The following is a 16,057-nucleotide window of genomic DNA, read 5'->3' as shown; positions in this document are numbered from 1 at the left end:
GGCTTAGCTCCGCTGCTGCGACGCGGTGATGACCAGTGCGCCTTCGCCAAGGCCGGAGGTGATCTCGGTCAGTTCGCCGTCGGTGGAACCGATCTTGACGTTGACCGGGTGCGGCCGCCCATTCTCCAGCACATAGAGCGTGCGCGAGCCGTCGGTGGGCGGTGTCGGCTGCTGGCGCTGCCGATTGCCGCCCGGACGCCCCATGCGGCCGGTGAACAGGTCGCTCAGGCTCCATGTGCGGGCGGCTTGCTGCGCAGGGCGGTAGCGGAAGGCGGTGGACGGCACGGTGAGCACGCCCTTGGCCTGCCTGGTGACGACCGAGACAGTGGCGGTCATGCCGGGCCGCAACAAAAGCTCGTTGTTGTCGACCTCGAGCCGCGCATTGTAGGTGACGACGCCGTCAGTGGTCACCGAGGCAAAGGAAATGTCGCGGATCTCGGCGTCGAATGGCCGGTCGGGGAAGGCATCGACGGTGAAGCGGGCATGCTGGCCGGTCTTGACCGCGCCGATATCTGCCTCGTCGACCGCCGCCACCAGTTCCATGTTCCTGAGATCGGCGGCGATGATGAACAGCACCGGCGCCTGCAGCGAGGAGGCGACCGTCTGGCCGGGATCGACCGAACGTGTCAGCACGATGCCGTCGATCGGGGCATAGATGGTGCTGTTGGCCAAATCCGTCTGCTGTGATTTCAGATCGGCATTGGCGATGGCGAGATTGGCCTCGGCACTATCGAGCGCCGCCTTGGAGCGGTCGCGCGTCGCGGTCGCTGCCTCGAGCGACTGGTCGGTCGCCATGCCGCGCCTGGTCAGCTCGGCGGCGCGCACCAGCGCCTTTTCGTTTTCGGTCAGCGTGACGGTGGCGTCCTCGACATTGGCGGCCGCTGCCTTGGCGGAGGCCTGCGCCCGTTCTATCTGCACCTGCAGCTTGGTGGTGTCGAGCGCGGCCAGCACGTCACCCTTCTTGACTTGCTGGTTCTCGTTGACCGAGACCGAGCGGACGACGCCGGACAGTTGGCTGGAAATGTCGACCTGGGTGAGGGGCTGCAGCGTGCCGGTCGCGGAGACCGCGACGGTGAGGTCGGCGACAGCGGCCGGCGCCGTGGTGTAGTCGATCTTGGCAGGGGACCCGGCATACCACTGGTAACCGGCGAGGCTTGCGGCGATGATGATCAGCGCCAGCAGGCCATAGAGCCAGCCACGGCGACGTGTTTTGCGCCGCCCTGTGTGATCAAGGCCGAGCGCCGTCTCGATGGCGGAATCCGATTCCGTCTTTGGCAGATTGACAATCTGGTCCACGCCGGACCCCTATGATGCGCAATGTCCCTATCAGTGCACAGATCAGGCTTGCTGGTTCGAATATCAAATTAAATTTCGCCCATGTTGGGATTGAGGCAAGAATGAAAACCCGAAACTACTTGCTCTACGACGTGTTTACGACCGAGCGGCTGGCCGGCAATCCGCTGGCCGTGGTGCTGGACAGCAAGGGGCTGGATACGGCCGCCATGCAGGCCATCGCACGCGAGTTCAACCTGTCCGAATCGGTGTTCGTGCTGCCGCCGGACAATCCCAAGCACCGAAACCGCATTCGCATTTTCACGCCCGACTATGAAATGCCGTTTGCCGGCCATCCGACCGTGGGCGCGGCCATTGCGCTCGCCGAGCTGGCGGGCGAGGGCGGCGCCGGTATCTTCGTGCTGGAAGAGAATATCGGCCCGGTGCGCTGCGCCGTCAGCAAGCACGATGGCGCCACCTTCGCCGAGTTCGACCTGGCCAAACTGCCGGAGCCGCTGGAACTATCCGCCGACCCGGAGGCGATTGGGGCGGCACTTGGCCTGACGCCGCATGAGATCGGCTTCGAGAATCACCGGGTCTCGTTCTGGTCGGCCGGCGTGCCCTATGTGACCATTCCCGTCGCCAATCTGGAGGCGGCGGCGCGGATCAAGCTGGACAACCAGGCGTGGTCGGAACTGGCGCCGCGCAAGAGCGAATGGGCCTTCGCCAGCCCGTACGTCTATTGCCGCGAGACGGTGAACCACGAAAGCGCCTTCCATGTCCGCATGATCGTGCCGGGCACGCCTTCCTATGAAGACCCGGCGACTGGTTCTGCGGCAGCCGCCTTCGCCGGTGCCATCATGCATTTCGACGCCCCGACGGATGGCAGTTCGCAGCTTTGGATCGAGCAAGGGCTGGAGATGGGACGGCCGTCGCGCATCCGCCTCGAACTGACGGTGCAAGGCGGAAAACTGGCCTCCGCGCGCATCGGCGGCCACGCCATCAAGGTGGCGGAAGGCAAGCTGTTCGTCTGACCATCTGCGGCACTTAGGCGATTTGTCGGGAAATGATTCCGGCAGGGCTGGACACGGCCGGTATCGGCGGCTATATGCCCGCCGACGCCGGTTTTTCCGGTCGAGTGGGTGCGTAGCTCAGTTGGTAGAGCAGCTGACTCTTAATCAGCGGGTCCACAGTTCAATCCTGTGCGCACCCACCATTTAACTAGCCGAAAACGCTAGGAAATTGGTTTCCCCTCCGAAACGTCCGGTGACCCGAAAAAGAGATTTGGGCACATTTTCGGGCACGCAAATGAAAAAGCCCGCCACCGTGAGGCAGCGGGCTATCAAACCGCAAATTTGCGGAATGATCAGGCGTGGTCGGGCTGTCTCGCCTGAGCCAGTTCCAAGACATTGAGCGATTGGCCGGTCATCTGTCCCGCCATTCGTAACAACCTCACGACGCTGCCAATGGCTTCGTTGACCAAGGCGTCCTGGCCCAGATTTGGAATTTGCTCCATCGCCAATTCGCAAACATTGATGATCGCGCAGGCGTCATAGGCGCGATCAATATCATCATGGGTTATTAGCCCGCGTGTCGGTGCAACGTCAGACAGATTTGTGACTTTGGATTGCCCGTTCATTGCCCAATCTCCCGCTCGACTTGGCGAAGGACGCGGCTGCCAGCGTCGCCAAGGGCGTTCGATAGGCGCAGCAGTCTCAGCGCTAGGTGAAGGCGCACAAGGCGCGTGCGTAGCGCCGCCGCGACGAGCAGCATGGCTATTGCGATGTAGGTCAGGGCGCTCATACGACACCTTTCCCGGCCACCCGGGCAACATCTTCCATGATGTAGTTGAAGTCCTCGCCGTCGAACTCCCAGACGCGATGCACCCGCACCTTGGCGGCAAGGTCATCAAGCGTCGTGGCCGGATAGCTAAGGAGCGCGTTGGCCGCGTCCGCAGTGCGGTGCGTGGCCTTCCTGTATGCATTATCCAGCTTGCCGAAGCCCGTCTTGCGGCGGACAGCAGCATCGGCCTTGTTATAGGCGCGCATGGCCTCGGCATGTTCGACGCTGCCCCGGCTCGGTGGCAGCTTTGCGACATCAGCGACAGTCGTTTGCCGGAGCCTTTCGACTTCCTCCGGTGTCATTTCAGCCATGACGGGGCGACGGCCCTTGAGGTCCATATAGCGCACCTCGGCCGCATTCAGCGCCGGTTCCATGGCGCGCAGCGCTGCCCATTCGGCATGAAATGCGGCTTCGAGTTCGGCAATCTTTTGCGGGTCAGCACGACGACGATGCTCGAAGCCGATAGGGAACGGGCAGGACTCCGACGGATGGATATGGGCAATCCAATAGTCGGGCACTCCATCAATGCTGAGGTCGGCCATCCAGTCGTCCATAGCCCTTGCAAGCTCTGAGGCAAGCCGATTGACACGCTGGACCGGTATTTCACGGGCAGCAGGAGTCGCCAGGACGGGCGGTGGCGCTGAAGGCTGTGATGTGGCGGGCAGTGCCAAAGCGCTTCCTGTGCCCGCTGCGGTCGAAATAGAGGCTATGGCAGATATCGCCTGCCGACGTGTGATCATGGTCATGGTGAATGCATTCCTCTAGCTTTTGGGAAGCCGAGGAACCTAGCGATGACGCTGGTTGGAATGATAGATTCGATTCGGTCACTGCGAGGCTCTGATCAGCTTCGTGGTTTCAAGTGCCGGCCGATGGTTAGCGCCATCGGTCGGTGCGCCTACGATGTTCCCAATCTCAGGAATCGTCAAGGCGCGCCCTTGCGGGGGCGAAGCTATGGAGGGACGGAATGGATAGAACTGTCGAAGTCTGGGGCAAGCGCGTTGAAGTCAGCGTCCATCAGTTGTCAAAAACTGTTTGGGAGGCGGTCGGGACCTACATGGGCGAAACCATCAGGACGAAAGACCGAACGGCATCCACTGCTTTGAAGCGATGGCAAGAGGCCGCCAAGTACAAAGGTGGATGATGCCTCAATGGCCATGGCCGGCTAGCTGTCGTTAGCGTTTCTTCGGCTTCGGCGTGATCTCGATCTGGCAGACGTTCGGGCGTTCACGAAACTGAAGCAACGCTAGAATTAAGGAACCACTCAGACCAAGCCTCCTCAGCAAGTAACGCGAATAATTCCCATTCGTCAGGTGGAAATCTGCGAACTGCCACGTGGGCATCATTGTCGTCCTCGGGCTCGTGGACAACTCGAATGTTATGTCGCTTGGTTGCACAAGCAGCGCGAATTGCATCAACATTGCCAACCGTAAAGCCACTTTTGGGAGCGACCTTTAGAGAGCTAAGTCTTATCGCCCCAACCGCTTTTGCGATTCTCTCGGCTCGCGACCCTTGAAAGTACTCTACCCAAGTTGCGGAGAGATACGCATCAACTTCCCTCATGACGAACGCGCTGGGAAGGACACCAATGACGTCGTCGCACCCGTCCGCCTTTCTCAGCTTTGAGAACGGCACATTGCGTAGCAAGTGGTCTTCACCCGGGATCTTGTCACCCTTCATTCGAAAACCATTGCGGAGCGTTGTATGGTTGCAAAACTTCGGGCAGCCTTATGATTGTGGTCTGCCCGGCTGCAGTCTCCTTCCCACCCTCGGTTGCGACAGAAACGATCCACCTGACCGCGTCGCTAGGTTGGCAGATAACCGTCAGGCGGTTCTCGCCTGTCGTCCAGCTCGCAACCAAATTTCCGTCGCCTGTTGCTCCCAAACCCGGGCGTCGAGTCTTAAGGAAGAGTATCATCCTGATGAACGTCAGCGAAGAACCTGAAGCTATCGGCTTATCATCATCATCCCACTCATCGGCGTCCAGCAAACTGTCAATCTGCTTGAAGAGCTTGTCACGCCAGCCCTCAGATAGATGCATCGCTACCGTGTTGGTCGTCACCTTAAAGATCGATTTCGCGTTATGCAAAAGCGTTTCAACGTGGGCATTGCTACCTGTGGCAGCTTTGCCAACGTCTAGAGCGCCAAGCGAACGGCTTAGATACGTCCTCTTGGCGCTGTCGATCTGCTGGGAGTATTTGCCGCCAGACGCGCTACGCGCCAATTGACCAAGCGTTTTGGGGGCAATCGTCGACGATCCACTCATTTGAACAAAGCTCGCGCTGTGTTCGTGACACAAGTTTCAAAGATGGAGTTTTTCAAATTCCGGCCCTGCTGGAGAACTTCGAACATCTCCGATTCTTTGGAGGGTATGTCACGAGTTCTAAACACGTCAATATCGAGCAAGATCGACATATGGTTCACAAGGGGAGACGGTACAACAATCGTGGACAACAAATTCGCATCCCAGTTAGGATCAATTGTCGGCTTCGTTACCTGAATAAGAAATGATGCCATTGGTTTTTGCGAGATCGGGGGCACGAGAGGCACGAACGTGAGATAATCATGCAGCGACATCTCGTCTCGACCGTCATTAGGGATATCTAACCGATTGATGTATCTAAGTCCGATCCGAGATATTTTCCGACCAGCCGGACCTTTTGACCAAAGGCGCCAGTTTCGACGTGCCTTTTGGTACAGCGAATCCCACCCTTGATAGGACCCAAGTCGGACAGTGGCCAAATTTGTTGGCGAAAAAATAACGATATCGGCTTGGTCGTCGGATGTGAGGCGGTGGCGCTGAGATTCATCGCTGGTATGCACGGTCGGGGCGGCACCCGTTCCATCAATCCTAACTTCAATGTCCTTTTCTAGGTTGTGCTCAGGATATTCGGACGCTAGCCGTGTGGCCATCGCGTCGAGGGTGTCGCTCGAAATTCGGGTTTCCGTTACGAACTCGATCACAGCCTCAACTACAGGAGGGCGAGGATAGTTGATCATTCGCGCTCACTTCCCGTGACAAATCCGGCCAACTCATTACAGGTCCAAATGACCGCAGTCGACATTCCTATAACCTTAATTCGTTACGGCATGCTTGTACGACGGTTGCCGAAGGCGGCCAGATCGTCATGGGCCGTGCCGGCTAGCTTCGTGGGAATGCTGCGGCCGGCGGCGTAAAGCTGGTATCAGAGCCGTAGCGGCTTTGGCCGACCGCCTGGCGGAGAGCCCGCCGCCAGCGTTGCCGAACAGTTGGCCCGTGAACAGAAGCATTTTACCTCACCTTTTCAAAGATCATTGCTTCGCCCTCATCAGCGCCGCTGGCGGGTCAGGCTCAAACTGCGAAAGGTTTGCCCTCAACATTCGGCGGAGGAGGCGCCAAGACGGCGGATCTTCCATGCGGCCATGAACCGGCGGCGATTCCCATGGCTTCAAACGCAATGAATGCATCTGGCAGCAATAGCTTGCGAAGATCGCGGCCTCGAACCAACCGCCGTCATTGTTGGCGATTTTCCACTGGATCTGTTCGGCGCGGCCCGCGCGCTTATCCTGGCACGCTATTTCGATGCACCTCTCCAGCGCCTCACGGTCGATCGGATCAAGGTGCGAACCGTCCGCTTTCTCGCCGGGCTTCAGAAAGCCCCTCACTGGAAGGTTTGGCGTGCGTTGGAATCCCTCAGTCATCGAAAAACTCGTCTTTGTTGCCTTCGAGATCGTAATAGCTGGGCAGCATTCCATTGCGGCGAGCGCGGCCGGCAGTTTTCGGGTCGACCCTGCTTTGTGAGGTCAGGCGAAGGCTTCGCGCGCAGGCGAGCATCGCGCGGCTCTCAACGGAGCGCATTCGGAGAAGCTTTTCGTAGCGAGCAATCCCGCCATCGACCCTAAGCCACTTCGGATTGAAGCGAGCTATCATGGTCGAGATGTCTCTCGTCGAGACCGCGTGCCGACAGTAACCGGCCAGCAATTCGGCCGATTCTCTGGCGATGAAATCCAGGGGAAGGCACCGGAGAACGTCGAGCCAGACGTCGGTTTCGGCCTGGCTCATGCCCTCCGGCGGCAGCATGATCTTGCCGTCGACCTTGGATGAGATCGAGGTTGTTTCAACCGCGGATTTTCTGCCTCTGGCACCCATTGCGAATTTCTAACCTTCGATGAAAATTCTGGACGAAATTGAACGTGAAACTCCCGGAGCGGTCTGCGGTTTTGATGGGCCAGGATGTTGACCCTCCGCCCCCTGCCTACTGCAACTTGGTCGACGGCGCGTCCTCATCGATGAGCCAGCGTCTCACATCGGCCAGACACTCGGCCTTCCACTCTGCATGGACTGCGCGGCGCATTGCGAGGAAGTCTGCAACCTCTTGTTCGGTCGGGTAGCCAACGTCGAAAAGGAATAGCTCATCCTTCTCAAGCTGAGCCTCAATGGCGAGGTCGAGCGCGGCGCTGTTCTTCTCCTCGATCTGTTCTGGTGTCAGCCCATCGAGGTTGATGTTGATGATCATTGTTCCTCCACATGCTTGCGTGTTTCGAGAATGCGGCCTGCGGCGTCATGCCTGGTGACGGTCGTGACCTCCACCTTGCCATGCTTCTTTGCGTTACCGGTGATGCGCTTGCCGGCCGTGTCGCGTTGCGTGAGAGGCGGTTCGCCCGCCTTTGAACACAGTGTCCATGTCGCTGGGTTCTCGCCTGGCTCGACGCCTTGGGTGGCGTAGCCATTGGCGTGCCAAAGCGAGCCGCGATGCGTGCTGAGGCTCCCGGCTGGATAGGCGATTTGCTTTTGCCAGACGCCCATGAATTTGCTGCCGACCACGATGCCAGCTTCGAGACCCTCGATGCGCGAGCGCATGCGTCCCAGTGCGGCGAATAGCTCCTTGAGAAAAACCGCATGTTCGCCCTGCGTCACCGGGAAGCGTCGGGATCGCTCCGGTAAGCCAAACTCCTGCATGGCAGCGGTTTCGGCAGCCAGATATTCCCGGCCGGCTTCGGTAGTAGGTTGTGCCTGTTTCTCCGGCTGCTGTGGAACGGCAACGACAGGCTCGACGTAGATGCCGGCCATGATTTCGGCGCGCTTGGTTTCCAGTTTCTGCAGGTTGGAACGGGCTGTTCCTAGTGCTTTGCCGGTCGCATGCCATCTCGGGTCATCAAGCTTGCTTTCGGCGTCGGCGTATTCGGCATCGAGCTTCTTAATGCGTTCCTTCGCACCCTTGATCTCGTCATCGACATCGGCCCAGGGCTGGCGAGTTATAGCCTTCCCGCTGCCGGCGGTGAAATCGAAGCGCTTCACGTTGAGAATCGAGGCTTCCATGTTCGCGGCGATGGTCACGCAACTAAGCTCCAGCCAAAACCATTTTTTCCAGCGCGTGCCGTAGGTGCCCTGTATCGGCTCTTGCGACAGACCCTTGAAACCGATCGACAGACCTTTCACGAGACCGGCGCGGATTGCCGACCACGCTCCGTCGACAAAGTCTTTGAATGCACCTGCATCGGGGATCTGCGCGATCTTGGCGACGATCTCGATGCCAGCGTCGGTGACCCTGGCCTCCGTGACATGGCCAATCGGCTGGTCGTGCTTGTGCTGCCACAGAAGCGGGATTGGCAGTTTGAAGACGGCGCCGCGCGGCTCAACGATGTCGTCTTGCAAGTCGGTTGCCGGCGTGGTGGCGATGCCAAAAATTGTGCGCTCGTCATCCGAGACGCGCTTGATTGTGATCAGCGAATAGGCGCGGTTCATGGTTGCTGCCCTCACGGCGAATTCGCCGAACCCCAATCCACGCTTGTCAGCTTGTAGACGCTGCTGCTGCGGACGACTTTCGCCCCGGCCCAGGTCGATGCCTGGATGGCAATAAGGCCTCGCTGGAACAGCGGTATCAGCACAGTGCTAGAGGTTGCCGGCGAGTCGGGCGCATCGTCCATCTGGATTGTTCCGTGCTTGAAGCGCTCGACAATGACGGTATCGAGGTTGCCTGCGATGCCGGAAGCATCCAGCGCGTAGAAGCTGCCATAAGCGCAAGCATCGCAGGGAATGAGCGGCGTCTTGAGCAAGAGACCGCCCGAAACAGGATTGATGTCCCCGAACGCCACGCCACCGTCGATGGTCATCGTGGCGAGCATTTTCACGGTGTCGGGATGCGTGATGAAAAACAGCTTCGACTGCGCGCCCAGGTCGAGCGCGGCAAGTGCCGTTTTCAGATCCTGTTGAATCGCATTGACGGTCGAGCCGCTGCTAGCCGAAGAGGTTGCTCCGGCATCGAGGATGGCGAGAAATTGCTGATCGGTTGTGAGCGAGACCGCGCCGCGCAGTTCATGGCTTATGAGGGGGTCGGCAAGCTGGCCGAGTTCAAGCATTTCTTTCGTGACGACCAGGAAGCCAACGGCGCGGAAGGCGTCGATGGTCTCGTTTTCCAGCGACAGCCGGGTCATCTTCTTGGCCGAGCCTTCGCCGCTCACGTAAGCGGTTGCGGTGGCCGTCAGCGCCGTTAGTTTCGACCTGAGCGGCACCCGCAAAATGGAATCGGCGATGCGGAAGAAAGCGCCGACGTTTCGCAAGGATTCCATGAAGCCGCTGGCCACGACGGAATAGGGCGCCAGTTCGCTGCCCCATGTGCCGCCGTCGATGCTGCCCGCAGTCACGGCGCTCTTGAGCGTTTTGGCCGCATCGATGATGCGAGGGGAAAACGATCCGCCAAGGTGGTCGAACTCATAGTTGCTATCGGTCGTGGCCAGAAGGCGAACGACGCGCGCCATGTCCATACCCTTGTCGACGTCTAGGCTTGTAACGTGCACCGTGCCGCGCATGGAAATTTCCTCTGAAATTATTCGTTCTCGGAATTTCTCATAGTTCGCGAAGGCGTGTTGCAACATGTTGCACGTTTCAGACATCGAACTCGGCCGCGCGGCCGGCGGCGATATAGCGCTCCAGAGCCCGTTCAATGGCTTGCTTGTCGTCGGCCAAATTCGGGTCGAGATATTCTTTTAGCAGTGCCGTTATGTGCGTTTCGTCGTGCCAGGTTCTCAGGCCGATGAGCCCTTGCCGCGCCCTCTGCCGGGAGAGTTGCCAGTGTTTCGGCTTCTCGGCTGTTTTCGCTTGGCCGCCGGTCATTAGGTCTGGCCCAGGAGATAGAGTGGGAATGGGCAGTCGGGATCGGGATCGCGGCTGTTGTCGTTAGCTGCCTTTTTCCTTTTTCCCAAGCGATGCTCTAAAGTCTCTCTTTCGGTTTTTCGTATGCGTATGGTCTCCGTTTCCGTTTCCGTTTCCGTCTCCGTATATCGATAGTCATCCGATACCGTATCCATGAGCTATCCCCTCATGATGCGGGTATTCAGCAATCGGCTGCCCGAATTGGCTGGGGATGGTCTCTCGCTGGTTCGCTCTGCCTCTCCAGCCTCATAGGCAGCTTGCCCGAGTTCGGTGGCCGCGAAATCGGCGTTCACCTTCTCGCGAAGCATTTCGCTTTCGATCTTGTCGATATGGCCCTGGACCGCCTTGGCGTACTTCCAGGAGCCCTTCGAGTTGTGCTTGAACCAACGCTCGATATAGATCTCATCTGTTTCTGGGTCGGTGATGATGAGCCGGGCCTGTCCTTCAAGGTCGGCGAGCCTGGTGAGATACTTTGCCAGTGGCCAGTTCGGCCCAAGGTCTGCACATGCATAGCCCGGCTTGATCTGCGAACAGCCGCAGCTTGTCTGGTGCGGGCCAGTCAGCAGATAGAGGAACAGCGCGCGTCCGCTGTCATCAAGATCCACGAAACGCCTGGAGCTATGAAGCCCAGGCGCCACCATGGTGAAGTTACGGGTGTTGCTCATCCGGTTGCCTCGCACTTCAGCGAAAGCTTCAGTTCGCGCTCGGCCGCCTTATGATGCTTCCTGCAAAGCCACTGACAAAAAAGTGGGGTTTTCCATTCCGGGTGATGGGCGTCGGTCTTGGGATCGCCGCAGACTTCGCATGGCTGGCGCTCGATGATGCCGCGCCTGATCGCAGACGCCGTGGCGCTGTGGCACCAGGCCGCGATCGGATTGCGCTGCCGCCACCGTGCTTGCGGCGTCTGGAGCGGTTTGCTATCTTCCGAAGCCTCAGTAGCTGCCAAGCTTGAGATTTCTTCGGAGCCGGTTCTCGCGTCCAGCGGAGCCGGCTTTCGACGTTCAAGAGCCGCCCGCATCGACGCCTCCTGCTCGGATTTTGTTGGCCAAGCCGATCGCTTCGCAAGCACCTTGCGCGCCGACATTCGGGAAGCGTGCGCGGATTTCCACGACGGCCGCACGCGGGCGTTCGGACTTAGGCGTTTCGATCAGCCATCTAGCGATTTGCTGTATCTGAAAGTCGGGTTCGAGATCGATACTCATGGCAGCCATCCCAGGACGACGGCGAGCAGGAGGAGTAGCGCAGCGGCGCTGATGGCGTAGGGAAGGGCGGCGGCCATTTTATGCGGCCTCCCCATGAATGCGAGCCTTCGTCTCCGCGCGCTCGCGCTCCAGGCACTCCGCAATGTCCGCCCACCACCACCATGCAGAGGCCTGCATGCGGTCGCTGTCCTTATTCGGCGGAGGAAGCTTACCCGCCTTGATTTTCTGTGCTTGGTCGAAGCGATTGCGAACGATTCCCATCGCCCGCAGGTCAGCGTGGCTGACCTTGATCTTCTGTTGGTTCATCGTCGCGCTCTCCTTTCAGAAGCGCGACGAATAGATATTCCTATATACGGCAGTGATGCACGAGGTTTAGTTGGAAAGAAGTCGGACTTATTTCTGCGTCTTCTGCCGTTGCCATGAAGGATGCATCGTATCCCGATGCGTGGTGATGGCCTTCTCGATTGTAGGTTTGCCGATCTTCCTTTTCTTAAGGTCGGGCCGTTTCAACAGTGCGTCGACCGCACTCTTTCGGTTTAGCCCCTTGTCAGCAAGGATGCGTGCGTGCAAGGCGATGAAGTGTCCCATAAATTCCGTCTCGCCCTTGGCCACTCGACTAGCGGGGCGCTTGAAGGTGCCATCAATGATATCGGCCGCAAGCTTTCGCTCGGCGACAGTGACATACGGAGAGTTGCGCAGCCGGTCGAGCAGCGGCCCGTATTCGAAGCTCTCTCTCGCATCAAGGACGGCAAAGTGGCCGTCAATCTTCTGTTGTTCCCACTCTTCGAGCGTCGGATGATAGGGAATGAAGCGCTCGCTCATGACGCAGCCCGCCGTGCGACGAGCTTCGACACGCTGTCGGTCCAAGCCTGCAGCGCAGCCGTTTTCTGCTTCTCCAACTCGGCCAGCATGTAGTGCGACAGCGCGCCGGTGACTGTTGCGTGGTTGACGGTCGCCTTGATGGTCATTTGGTCAATGCCGAGATCCGCCAGGCCGCTGACAAAGGTTCGCCGGAGATCGTGCACGACCCAGCCCTTCACACCGCACGCTTCATCGAGGGAGGCTTTCAGTTTCGAGAAGCCGGAGATTTCACCGCCGCGCTGCCCAGGAAAGCAGAGGTCTGGTGCGGCGCCCTTGTTCAATTGAGCGAGTGCCAGTTTAGGAAGGCGCAGTTTGTGTTCTCGCTCGCTCTTGTTGCGGTCGCCCTGCCGCCAGACACCATCGAGAATATGCCCATACCTGAGCCCGGCGCCCTCACTGAGGCGGCAGCCGGTCAGCATGAGGAAGCGAATCAAACGGGCATAGGATTTTGATGCCGTCTCGGTCCCGAAGGTGTCACATGCCTTCCAGATTGCGCGCAGCTCATCGGGCGACAGTTTGCGCTTGCGCTTGCGGGAAGCGGACTTGCGGAGATCGCCGACAAAGTTGGTGGCGATGATGTCTTCCTGCGCCGCCCATTTCAAAACCGGCGACAGGTTGCGCAGGAGAGCATTTGCCTGCGACGGCGCATTCTCGGCCACAGTATCGCGCGCGGCGCGAAGGTCCGCCTTGGTGAAGTCGGACGCCATTGTGGTGAGATAGGGTTTCAGGCAGTGGCGCAGCGTCATCATGGAGCGCTTGAGCCGTTTCGTGCGCGGTTCTCGCTCGCGCATCTTCTCATAGCGATCGAGCAACTTGCCCAGTGTCAGCGCGTCGGGCGAGGTTGGATGAACGACGGCTACAGGTGCCGGTGGCAAGCCGATCTCTAGGCGCTTGTCGATTTCGGAAGCGGCGTTTCGAGCCTCGGCCAAGCCCATCTTCGGCAAATAGCCCAGCCGGTCACGCTTCTGGCTGCCGCCCACACGATAACGATACAGCCAGGTCTTGCGGTTGGCGCCCACCCTCAGGTGCAAACCGGGATGGCTGGCGTCCCAATATTCGCCCGCAGCGAGGTTACCGGCGAGAACTGCGGAACTCAGCTTCTTTTTCATCAGCGGCTCCTGTTTTGGGCACAAATGGGCACAGGCACCCTATAACATATGGTTCCATACTATTCCATACTGCTATATAATATTTAGCATTATCAACGGCTTGTGTATGGCTAAGTGATTGTTAAGGTTGACGGTTCCGCTTGCTCTTAATCAGCGGGTCCACAGTTCAATCCTGTGCGCACCCACCATTTTTTCCGCTGATATTTTCCTTTTTCTCGCGCGGGGACCCTTCGCTGCGAGATGAGTTGCCGAGCCCAACCGTGGCTGCCAAGGCTGCGTCAAGCGATGGAAGTTGTCCGCTAGGCTTGGAAGAATTGTTCGATGTCATCCAAAACGGTGATGGTTACAACGATGTCCAGCGGGCTATTCCAGTCGACGTGAAGAAGGAATTCAACGCCTCCCGCTTCCACGCCAGCGCGGCCGTGGGGCCCAACATTGGTCACGTAAACGTTGGCCAGGCCAAGGTTAGGACGTCCAAGTGTCTTAGGCCCGCCACCAAGGCCGCCGAAGACCGGTGTAAATTCCGCCGCTGTTATGACTACCGTGGAGTCCAGATTGATTGGGTCCCAATTGAAGTTCTTGCGAATTGTACCATGCTGACCTCTGTAGAGAATTCGAATTGAACGAGCCATGTCTGCCTCCTTTTTCAGTACTATTTTTGCGATCAAAATAGTGACTCAAGGTAACTGGCATGGTTGTTGTCTTTGATATGTGAAGTGAATCACAAATCATGCAAAATATTGATGATTGGCGCGGCGCAGGTGTTCTTGGGAGCTAACAGCAGAACCGGAAAGTTGGTTGAGGGCAGGCCAAAGCGATCGGCTGTCTCGTCACTTCTCCGAAACGCCGGCCTCGGCAAAACTTGCCATGCGGGCATGGCATTCCAGCGCCGAGCGGACGATGTTGACCGCGAGGCAGGCGCCGGAGCCTTCGCCGAGCCGCATGCCGAGATCGAGCAGCGGCGGCAGCTCAAGTGCTTCAAGCAAGCGGCGATGGCCAGACTCGGCCGAGACATGCGCGGCGAGTGTGTGGCCGAGGCCGGTTGGGTGCAGCTTTGCCAGCGGCGCTGCGGCTGCGGTGCAGACGAAGCCGTCGAGCAGCACCGGCACGCCGAGGTGGCGAGCGGCGAGCGTCGCGCCGAAGATGGCGGCGAGTTCACGGCCGCCGAGCGCGGCGGCTATCCCCAGTGGATCGGCCAGGGCCTCGGCATGGCGCTTGAGGCCGGCTTCGATGGCCGTGACCTTGCGCTTCAGGCCGGCATCGTCGACGCCGGTGCCGCGCCCGGTCCATTTCTCCGCACCGCCGCCGAACAGCGCAGCTGATATGGCTGCGGCCGGCGTGGTGTTGCCGATGCCCATTTCGCCGAAGCAGACCAGGTCGATGTCCTTCGTCACCGCGTCGTAGCCGGCCGAGACGGCGGCAAGGAAGGCCTTGTCGTCCATCGCGGGTGCCTGCGTGAAGTCGCCCGTGGGATGGTCGAGGTCGAGCGGGATGACGTCGAGCTCGGCGCCGGCGATGCGGGCGAGCTGGTTGATGGCGGCGCCGCCACCGGCGAAATTCGCCACCATCTGCACGGTGACCTCAGACGGGAAGGCTGACACGCCTTGCGCGGTGACGCCATGATTGCCGGCAAAGACGAAGACTTTGACGCGGTCGAGCTTCGGCATGTCGCGGCCCTGCCAGCGGGCCAGCCAGGCGGCGATGGTCTCGAGCCGGCCGAGGCTGCCTTGCGGTTTGGTCAGCGTGTCCTGACGGCGGGCGACGGCATTGGCCGCAGTGTCACTGCCGGCAGGCAGATCGAGACACGCGGCGCGCAGTTCAGCAAGCGATTTGAAGGGCATGGGGGCAAATTCTCCGAGGAAGAGTCAGGAAAGGGAAACGGAAGCGACGAGCAGGATTGCGATCTCGGCCAGTTGTTGCAGCGCGCCGACCGTATCGCCGGTCTGGCCGTCGATCTGGTTGAGGCAGAGTGCGCGGAAGGCGAAAAACAAAAGACCGAGCAGGATGAGCGCGAAAACCGCGCCGCCAAGCCCGAGCAAGAGGAGTGGTATCGCGCCGAGCACGGCGCCGGCTATGGCGACTTCCTGCGATACGGTGCCGGCTGCGGCCGAGAGGCCATCGGACCGCGCCGGGTGCAGCAGATGCATGAAGGAGCCGAGCAAGCCGCGCGAGGCCGCGTGTGCGGCCACGAGGGCGAAGAGGGCTTGGTTGGGATCGGCGAATTGCGAAAGCGTGCTCCAGCGGATCAGCAGCGACAGGCCAAGTGCCGACGCGCCATAGGCGCCGATGCGGCTGTCATGCATGATCTCCAGTTTCCGGCCACGCGACTTGCCGCCGCCAAAGCCATCCGCGACATCGGAAAGCCCGTCCTCGTGCAGGCAGCCGGTGGTTAGCAAGGTTGCGGCCAGAGCAAGTGCCGCCGCCGGCCCCATGGCGAGGCCAAACCTTTCCGCAGTGGCATAGACGACCGCGCCGATCAGGCCGACGACAAGGCCGGCGACCGGTGCAGCCCAGATCGCTGCGGCAAGGCTGCGGCCGCGAAAGTCGAAAACGGGCAGCGGCAGCCTGGTGAAGAAGACCAGGCAAAGCACGATATCGTCGACGAGCTGGCGCGGCGAAAGCTTCATGTTCTGGAGCTTCAT

22 protein-coding genes and 1 tRNA gene are annotated in these 16,057 nt (G+C 59.7%); 3 read left to right on the top strand and 20 right to left on the bottom strand.

Annotated elements, in window-relative coordinates; translation table 11 throughout:
- Window positions 1-3 precede the first annotated feature (3 nt).
- Entirely contained in the window at window positions 4-1,296 is a 1,293-nt protein-coding gene (locus AC1DXN_RS17575; RefSeq protein ID WP_477277058.1) for an efflux RND transporter periplasmic adaptor subunit, read from the bottom strand.
- Between the two features lie 101 nt (window positions 1,297-1,397).
- Here AC1DXN_RS17575 and AC1DXN_RS17570 point away from each other — a divergent pair, with 101 nt between their 5' ends.
- Window positions 1,398-2,306, top strand: a complete 909-nt coding sequence (locus tag AC1DXN_RS17570; RefSeq protein WP_477277056.1) for a PhzF family phenazine biosynthesis protein — start codon at window positions 1,398-1,400, stop codon at window positions 2,304-2,306.
- A gap of 106 nt (window positions 2,307-2,412) precedes the next feature.
- Window positions 2,413-2,488, top strand: a tRNA-Lys gene (locus AC1DXN_RS17565).
- A 150-nt stretch (window positions 2,489-2,638) separates the two neighbouring features.
- On the opposite strand, the gene AC1DXN_RS17560 is transcribed toward AC1DXN_RS17565, so the two are convergent.
- The gene (locus AC1DXN_RS17560) at window positions 2,639-2,911 is read right to left on the bottom strand and encodes a hypothetical protein (protein WP_477277055.1); all 273 of its coding nucleotides are present in this window, start codon (window positions 2,909-2,911) and stop codon (window positions 2,639-2,641) included.
- Window positions 2,912-3,071: 160 nt separating this feature from the next.
- Window positions 3,072-3,656, bottom strand: a complete 585-nt coding sequence (locus AC1DXN_RS17555) for a hypothetical protein (RefSeq protein ID WP_477277053.1) — start codon at window positions 3,654-3,656, stop codon at window positions 3,072-3,074.
- Window positions 3,657-4,078: 422 nt separating this feature from the next.
- Between AC1DXN_RS17555 and AC1DXN_RS17550 the strand changes: the two genes are divergently transcribed.
- Window positions 4,079-4,255: a hypothetical protein gene (locus tag AC1DXN_RS17550; RefSeq protein WP_477277051.1), complete on the top strand. Its 177-nt coding sequence runs from the start codon at window positions 4,079-4,081 to the stop codon at window positions 4,253-4,255.
- A gap of 525 nt (window positions 4,256-4,780) precedes the next feature.
- Here AC1DXN_RS17550 and AC1DXN_RS17545 read toward each other — a convergent pair.
- The 17 genes from AC1DXN_RS17545 to AC1DXN_RS17465 all read right to left on the bottom strand — a co-directional run bounded on the left by AC1DXN_RS17545 (window position 4,781) and on the right by AC1DXN_RS17465 (window position 16,057).
- On the bottom strand, window positions 4,781-5,377 hold the full coding sequence (locus tag AC1DXN_RS17545) for a hypothetical protein (RefSeq protein ID WP_477277049.1): 597 nt from the start codon (window positions 5,375-5,377) through the stop codon (window positions 4,781-4,783).
- Window positions 5,374-6,111: a TIGR04255 family protein gene (locus AC1DXN_RS17540; RefSeq protein WP_477277047.1), complete on the bottom strand. Its 738-nt coding sequence runs from the start codon at window positions 6,109-6,111 to the stop codon at window positions 5,374-5,376. The genes AC1DXN_RS17545 and AC1DXN_RS17540 overlap by 4 nt, the downstream gene beginning before the upstream one ends.
- 291 nt (window positions 6,112-6,402) lie before the next feature.
- Window positions 6,403-6,792, bottom strand: coding sequence for a hypothetical protein (locus AC1DXN_RS17535; RefSeq protein WP_477277045.1), 390 nt, complete (start codon window positions 6,790-6,792; stop codon window positions 6,403-6,405).
- Complete coding sequence (locus tag AC1DXN_RS17530) at window positions 6,785-7,240, bottom strand: hypothetical protein (protein WP_477277043.1); 456 nt, start codon at window positions 7,238-7,240, stop codon at window positions 6,785-6,787. The genes AC1DXN_RS17535 and AC1DXN_RS17530 overlap by 8 nt, the downstream gene beginning before the upstream one ends.
- A gap of 106 nt (window positions 7,241-7,346) precedes the next feature.
- Entirely contained in the window at window positions 7,347-7,607 is a 261-nt protein-coding gene (locus AC1DXN_RS17525) for a hypothetical protein (protein ID WP_477277041.1), read from the bottom strand.
- Window positions 7,604-8,836, bottom strand: coding sequence for an HK97 family phage prohead protease (locus AC1DXN_RS17520; RefSeq protein WP_477277039.1), 1,233 nt, complete (start codon window positions 8,834-8,836; stop codon window positions 7,604-7,606). Before AC1DXN_RS17520 ends, AC1DXN_RS17525 begins: the two co-directional genes overlap by 4 nt.
- Window positions 8,837-8,847: 11 nt before the next feature.
- Window positions 8,848-9,900, bottom strand: a complete 1,053-nt coding sequence (locus tag AC1DXN_RS17515; RefSeq protein ID WP_477277037.1) for a phage major capsid protein — start codon at window positions 9,898-9,900, stop codon at window positions 8,848-8,850.
- Between the two features lie 76 nt (window positions 9,901-9,976).
- The gene (locus AC1DXN_RS17510) at window positions 9,977-10,204 is read right to left on the bottom strand and encodes a hypothetical protein (protein ID WP_477277035.1); all 228 of its coding nucleotides are present in this window, start codon (window positions 10,202-10,204) and stop codon (window positions 9,977-9,979) included.
- A gap of 197 nt (window positions 10,205-10,401) precedes the next feature.
- On the bottom strand, window positions 10,402-10,908 hold the full coding sequence (locus AC1DXN_RS17505) for a hypothetical protein (RefSeq protein WP_477277033.1): 507 nt from the start codon (window positions 10,906-10,908) through the stop codon (window positions 10,402-10,404).
- Window positions 10,905-11,261, bottom strand: coding sequence for a hypothetical protein (locus AC1DXN_RS17500; RefSeq protein WP_477277031.1), 357 nt, complete (start codon window positions 11,259-11,261; stop codon window positions 10,905-10,907). The genes AC1DXN_RS17505 and AC1DXN_RS17500 overlap by 4 nt, the downstream gene beginning before the upstream one ends.
- Window positions 11,245-11,445, bottom strand: coding sequence for a hypothetical protein (locus tag AC1DXN_RS17495; RefSeq protein WP_477277029.1), 201 nt, complete (start codon window positions 11,443-11,445; stop codon window positions 11,245-11,247). The genes AC1DXN_RS17500 and AC1DXN_RS17495 overlap by 17 nt, the downstream gene beginning before the upstream one ends.
- 78 nt (window positions 11,446-11,523) lie before the next feature.
- Window positions 11,524-11,751 (bottom strand): hypothetical protein, encoded by a 228-nt coding sequence (locus tag AC1DXN_RS17490; RefSeq protein ID WP_477277027.1) that lies wholly within the window; start codon window positions 11,749-11,751, stop codon window positions 11,524-11,526.
- Window positions 11,752-11,838: 87 nt separating this feature from the next.
- The gene (locus AC1DXN_RS17485) at window positions 11,839-12,267 is read right to left on the bottom strand and encodes a hypothetical protein (RefSeq protein WP_477277025.1); all 429 of its coding nucleotides are present in this window, start codon (window positions 12,265-12,267) and stop codon (window positions 11,839-11,841) included.
- Entirely contained in the window at window positions 12,264-13,415 is a 1,152-nt protein-coding gene (locus tag AC1DXN_RS17480; protein WP_477277023.1) for a tyrosine-type recombinase/integrase, read from the bottom strand. The genes AC1DXN_RS17485 and AC1DXN_RS17480 overlap by 4 nt, the downstream gene beginning before the upstream one ends.
- A 299-nt stretch (window positions 13,416-13,714) precedes the next feature.
- Window positions 13,715-14,047 (bottom strand): hypothetical protein, encoded by a 333-nt coding sequence (locus AC1DXN_RS17475; protein WP_477277021.1) that lies wholly within the window; start codon window positions 14,045-14,047, stop codon window positions 13,715-13,717.
- Between the two features lie 198 nt (window positions 14,048-14,245).
- Entirely contained in the window at window positions 14,246-15,256 is a 1,011-nt protein-coding gene (gene cobT / locus AC1DXN_RS17470; protein ID WP_477277019.1) for a nicotinate-nucleotide--dimethylbenzimidazole phosphoribosyltransferase, read from the bottom strand.
- Window positions 15,257-15,280: 24 nt separating this feature from the next.
- On the bottom strand, window positions 15,281-16,057 hold the full coding sequence (locus AC1DXN_RS17465; RefSeq protein ID WP_477277017.1) for an adenosylcobinamide-GDP ribazoletransferase: 777 nt from the start codon (window positions 16,055-16,057) through the stop codon (window positions 15,281-15,283).

Source organism: Mesorhizobium sp. P2_H9, assembly GCF_056403215.1.
Note: the sequence above shows the minus strand (reverse complement) of the source record. Positions and strands in the feature narration are given on the sequence as shown.

Bases quoted from the DNA above. Each gene is read 5' to 3' on its own strand.
- AC1DXN_RS17495 (WP_477277029.1), bottom strand. From the start codon at position 11,445: ATGAGTATCGATCTCGAACCCGACTTTCAGATACAGCAAATCGCTAGA.
- AC1DXN_RS17525 (WP_477277041.1), bottom strand. From the start codon at position 7,607: ATGATCATCAACATCAACCTCGATGGGCTGACACCAGAACAGATCGAG.
- AC1DXN_RS17505 (WP_477277033.1), bottom strand. From the start codon at position 10,908: ATGAGCAACACCCGTAACTTCACCATGGTGGCGCCTGGGCTTCATAGC.
- AC1DXN_RS17485 (WP_477277025.1), bottom strand. From the start codon at position 12,267: ATGAGCGAGCGCTTCATTCCCTATCATCCGACGCTCGAAGAGTGGGAA.
- AC1DXN_RS17535 (WP_477277045.1), bottom strand. From the start codon at position 6,792: ATGACTGAGGGATTCCAACGCACGCCAAACCTTCCAGTGAGGGGCTTT.
- AC1DXN_RS17570 (WP_477277056.1), top strand. From the start codon at position 1,398: ATGAAAACCCGAAACTACTTGCTCTACGACGTGTTTACGACCGAGCGG.
- cobT (WP_477277019.1), bottom strand. From the start codon at position 15,256: ATGCCCTTCAAATCGCTTGCTGAACTGCGCGCCGCGTGTCTCGATCTG.
- AC1DXN_RS17560 (WP_477277055.1), bottom strand. From the start codon at position 2,911: ATGAACGGGCAATCCAAAGTCACAAATCTGTCTGACGTTGCACCGACA.
- AC1DXN_RS17545 (WP_477277049.1), bottom strand. From the start codon at position 5,377: ATGAGTGGATCGTCGACGATTGCCCCCAAAACGCTTGGTCAATTGGCG.
- AC1DXN_RS17515 (WP_477277037.1), bottom strand. From the start codon at position 9,900: ATGCGCGGCACGGTGCACGTTACAAGCCTAGACGTCGACAAGGGTATG.
- AC1DXN_RS17490 (WP_477277027.1), bottom strand. From the start codon at position 11,751: ATGAACCAACAGAAGATCAAGGTCAGCCACGCTGACCTGCGGGCGATG.
- AC1DXN_RS17555 (WP_477277053.1), bottom strand. From the start codon at position 3,656: ATGGCCGACCTCAGCATTGATGGAGTGCCCGACTATTGGATTGCCCAT.
- AC1DXN_RS17480 (WP_477277023.1), bottom strand. From the start codon at position 13,415: ATGAAAAAGAAGCTGAGTTCCGCAGTTCTCGCCGGTAACCTCGCTGCG.
- AC1DXN_RS17540 (WP_477277047.1), bottom strand. From the start codon at position 6,111: ATGATCAACTATCCTCGCCCTCCTGTAGTTGAGGCTGTGATCGAGTTC.
- AC1DXN_RS17530 (WP_477277043.1), bottom strand. From the start codon at position 7,240: ATGGGTGCCAGAGGCAGAAAATCCGCGGTTGAAACAACCTCGATCTCA.
- AC1DXN_RS17510 (WP_477277035.1), bottom strand. From the start codon at position 10,204: ATGACCGGCGGCCAAGCGAAAACAGCCGAGAAGCCGAAACACTGGCAA.
- AC1DXN_RS17550 (WP_477277051.1), top strand. From the start codon at position 4,079: ATGGATAGAACTGTCGAAGTCTGGGGCAAGCGCGTTGAAGTCAGCGTC.
- AC1DXN_RS17465 (WP_477277017.1), bottom strand. From the start codon at position 16,057: ATGAAGCTCCAGAACATGAAGCTTTCGCCGCGCCAGCTCGTCGACGAT.
- AC1DXN_RS17475 (WP_477277021.1), bottom strand. From the start codon at position 14,047: ATGGCTCGTTCAATTCGAATTCTCTACAGAGGTCAGCATGGTACAATT.
- AC1DXN_RS17500 (WP_477277031.1), bottom strand. From the start codon at position 11,261: ATGCGGGCGGCTCTTGAACGTCGAAAGCCGGCTCCGCTGGACGCGAGA.
- AC1DXN_RS17520 (WP_477277039.1), bottom strand. From the start codon at position 8,836: ATGAACCGCGCCTATTCGCTGATCACAATCAAGCGCGTCTCGGATGAC.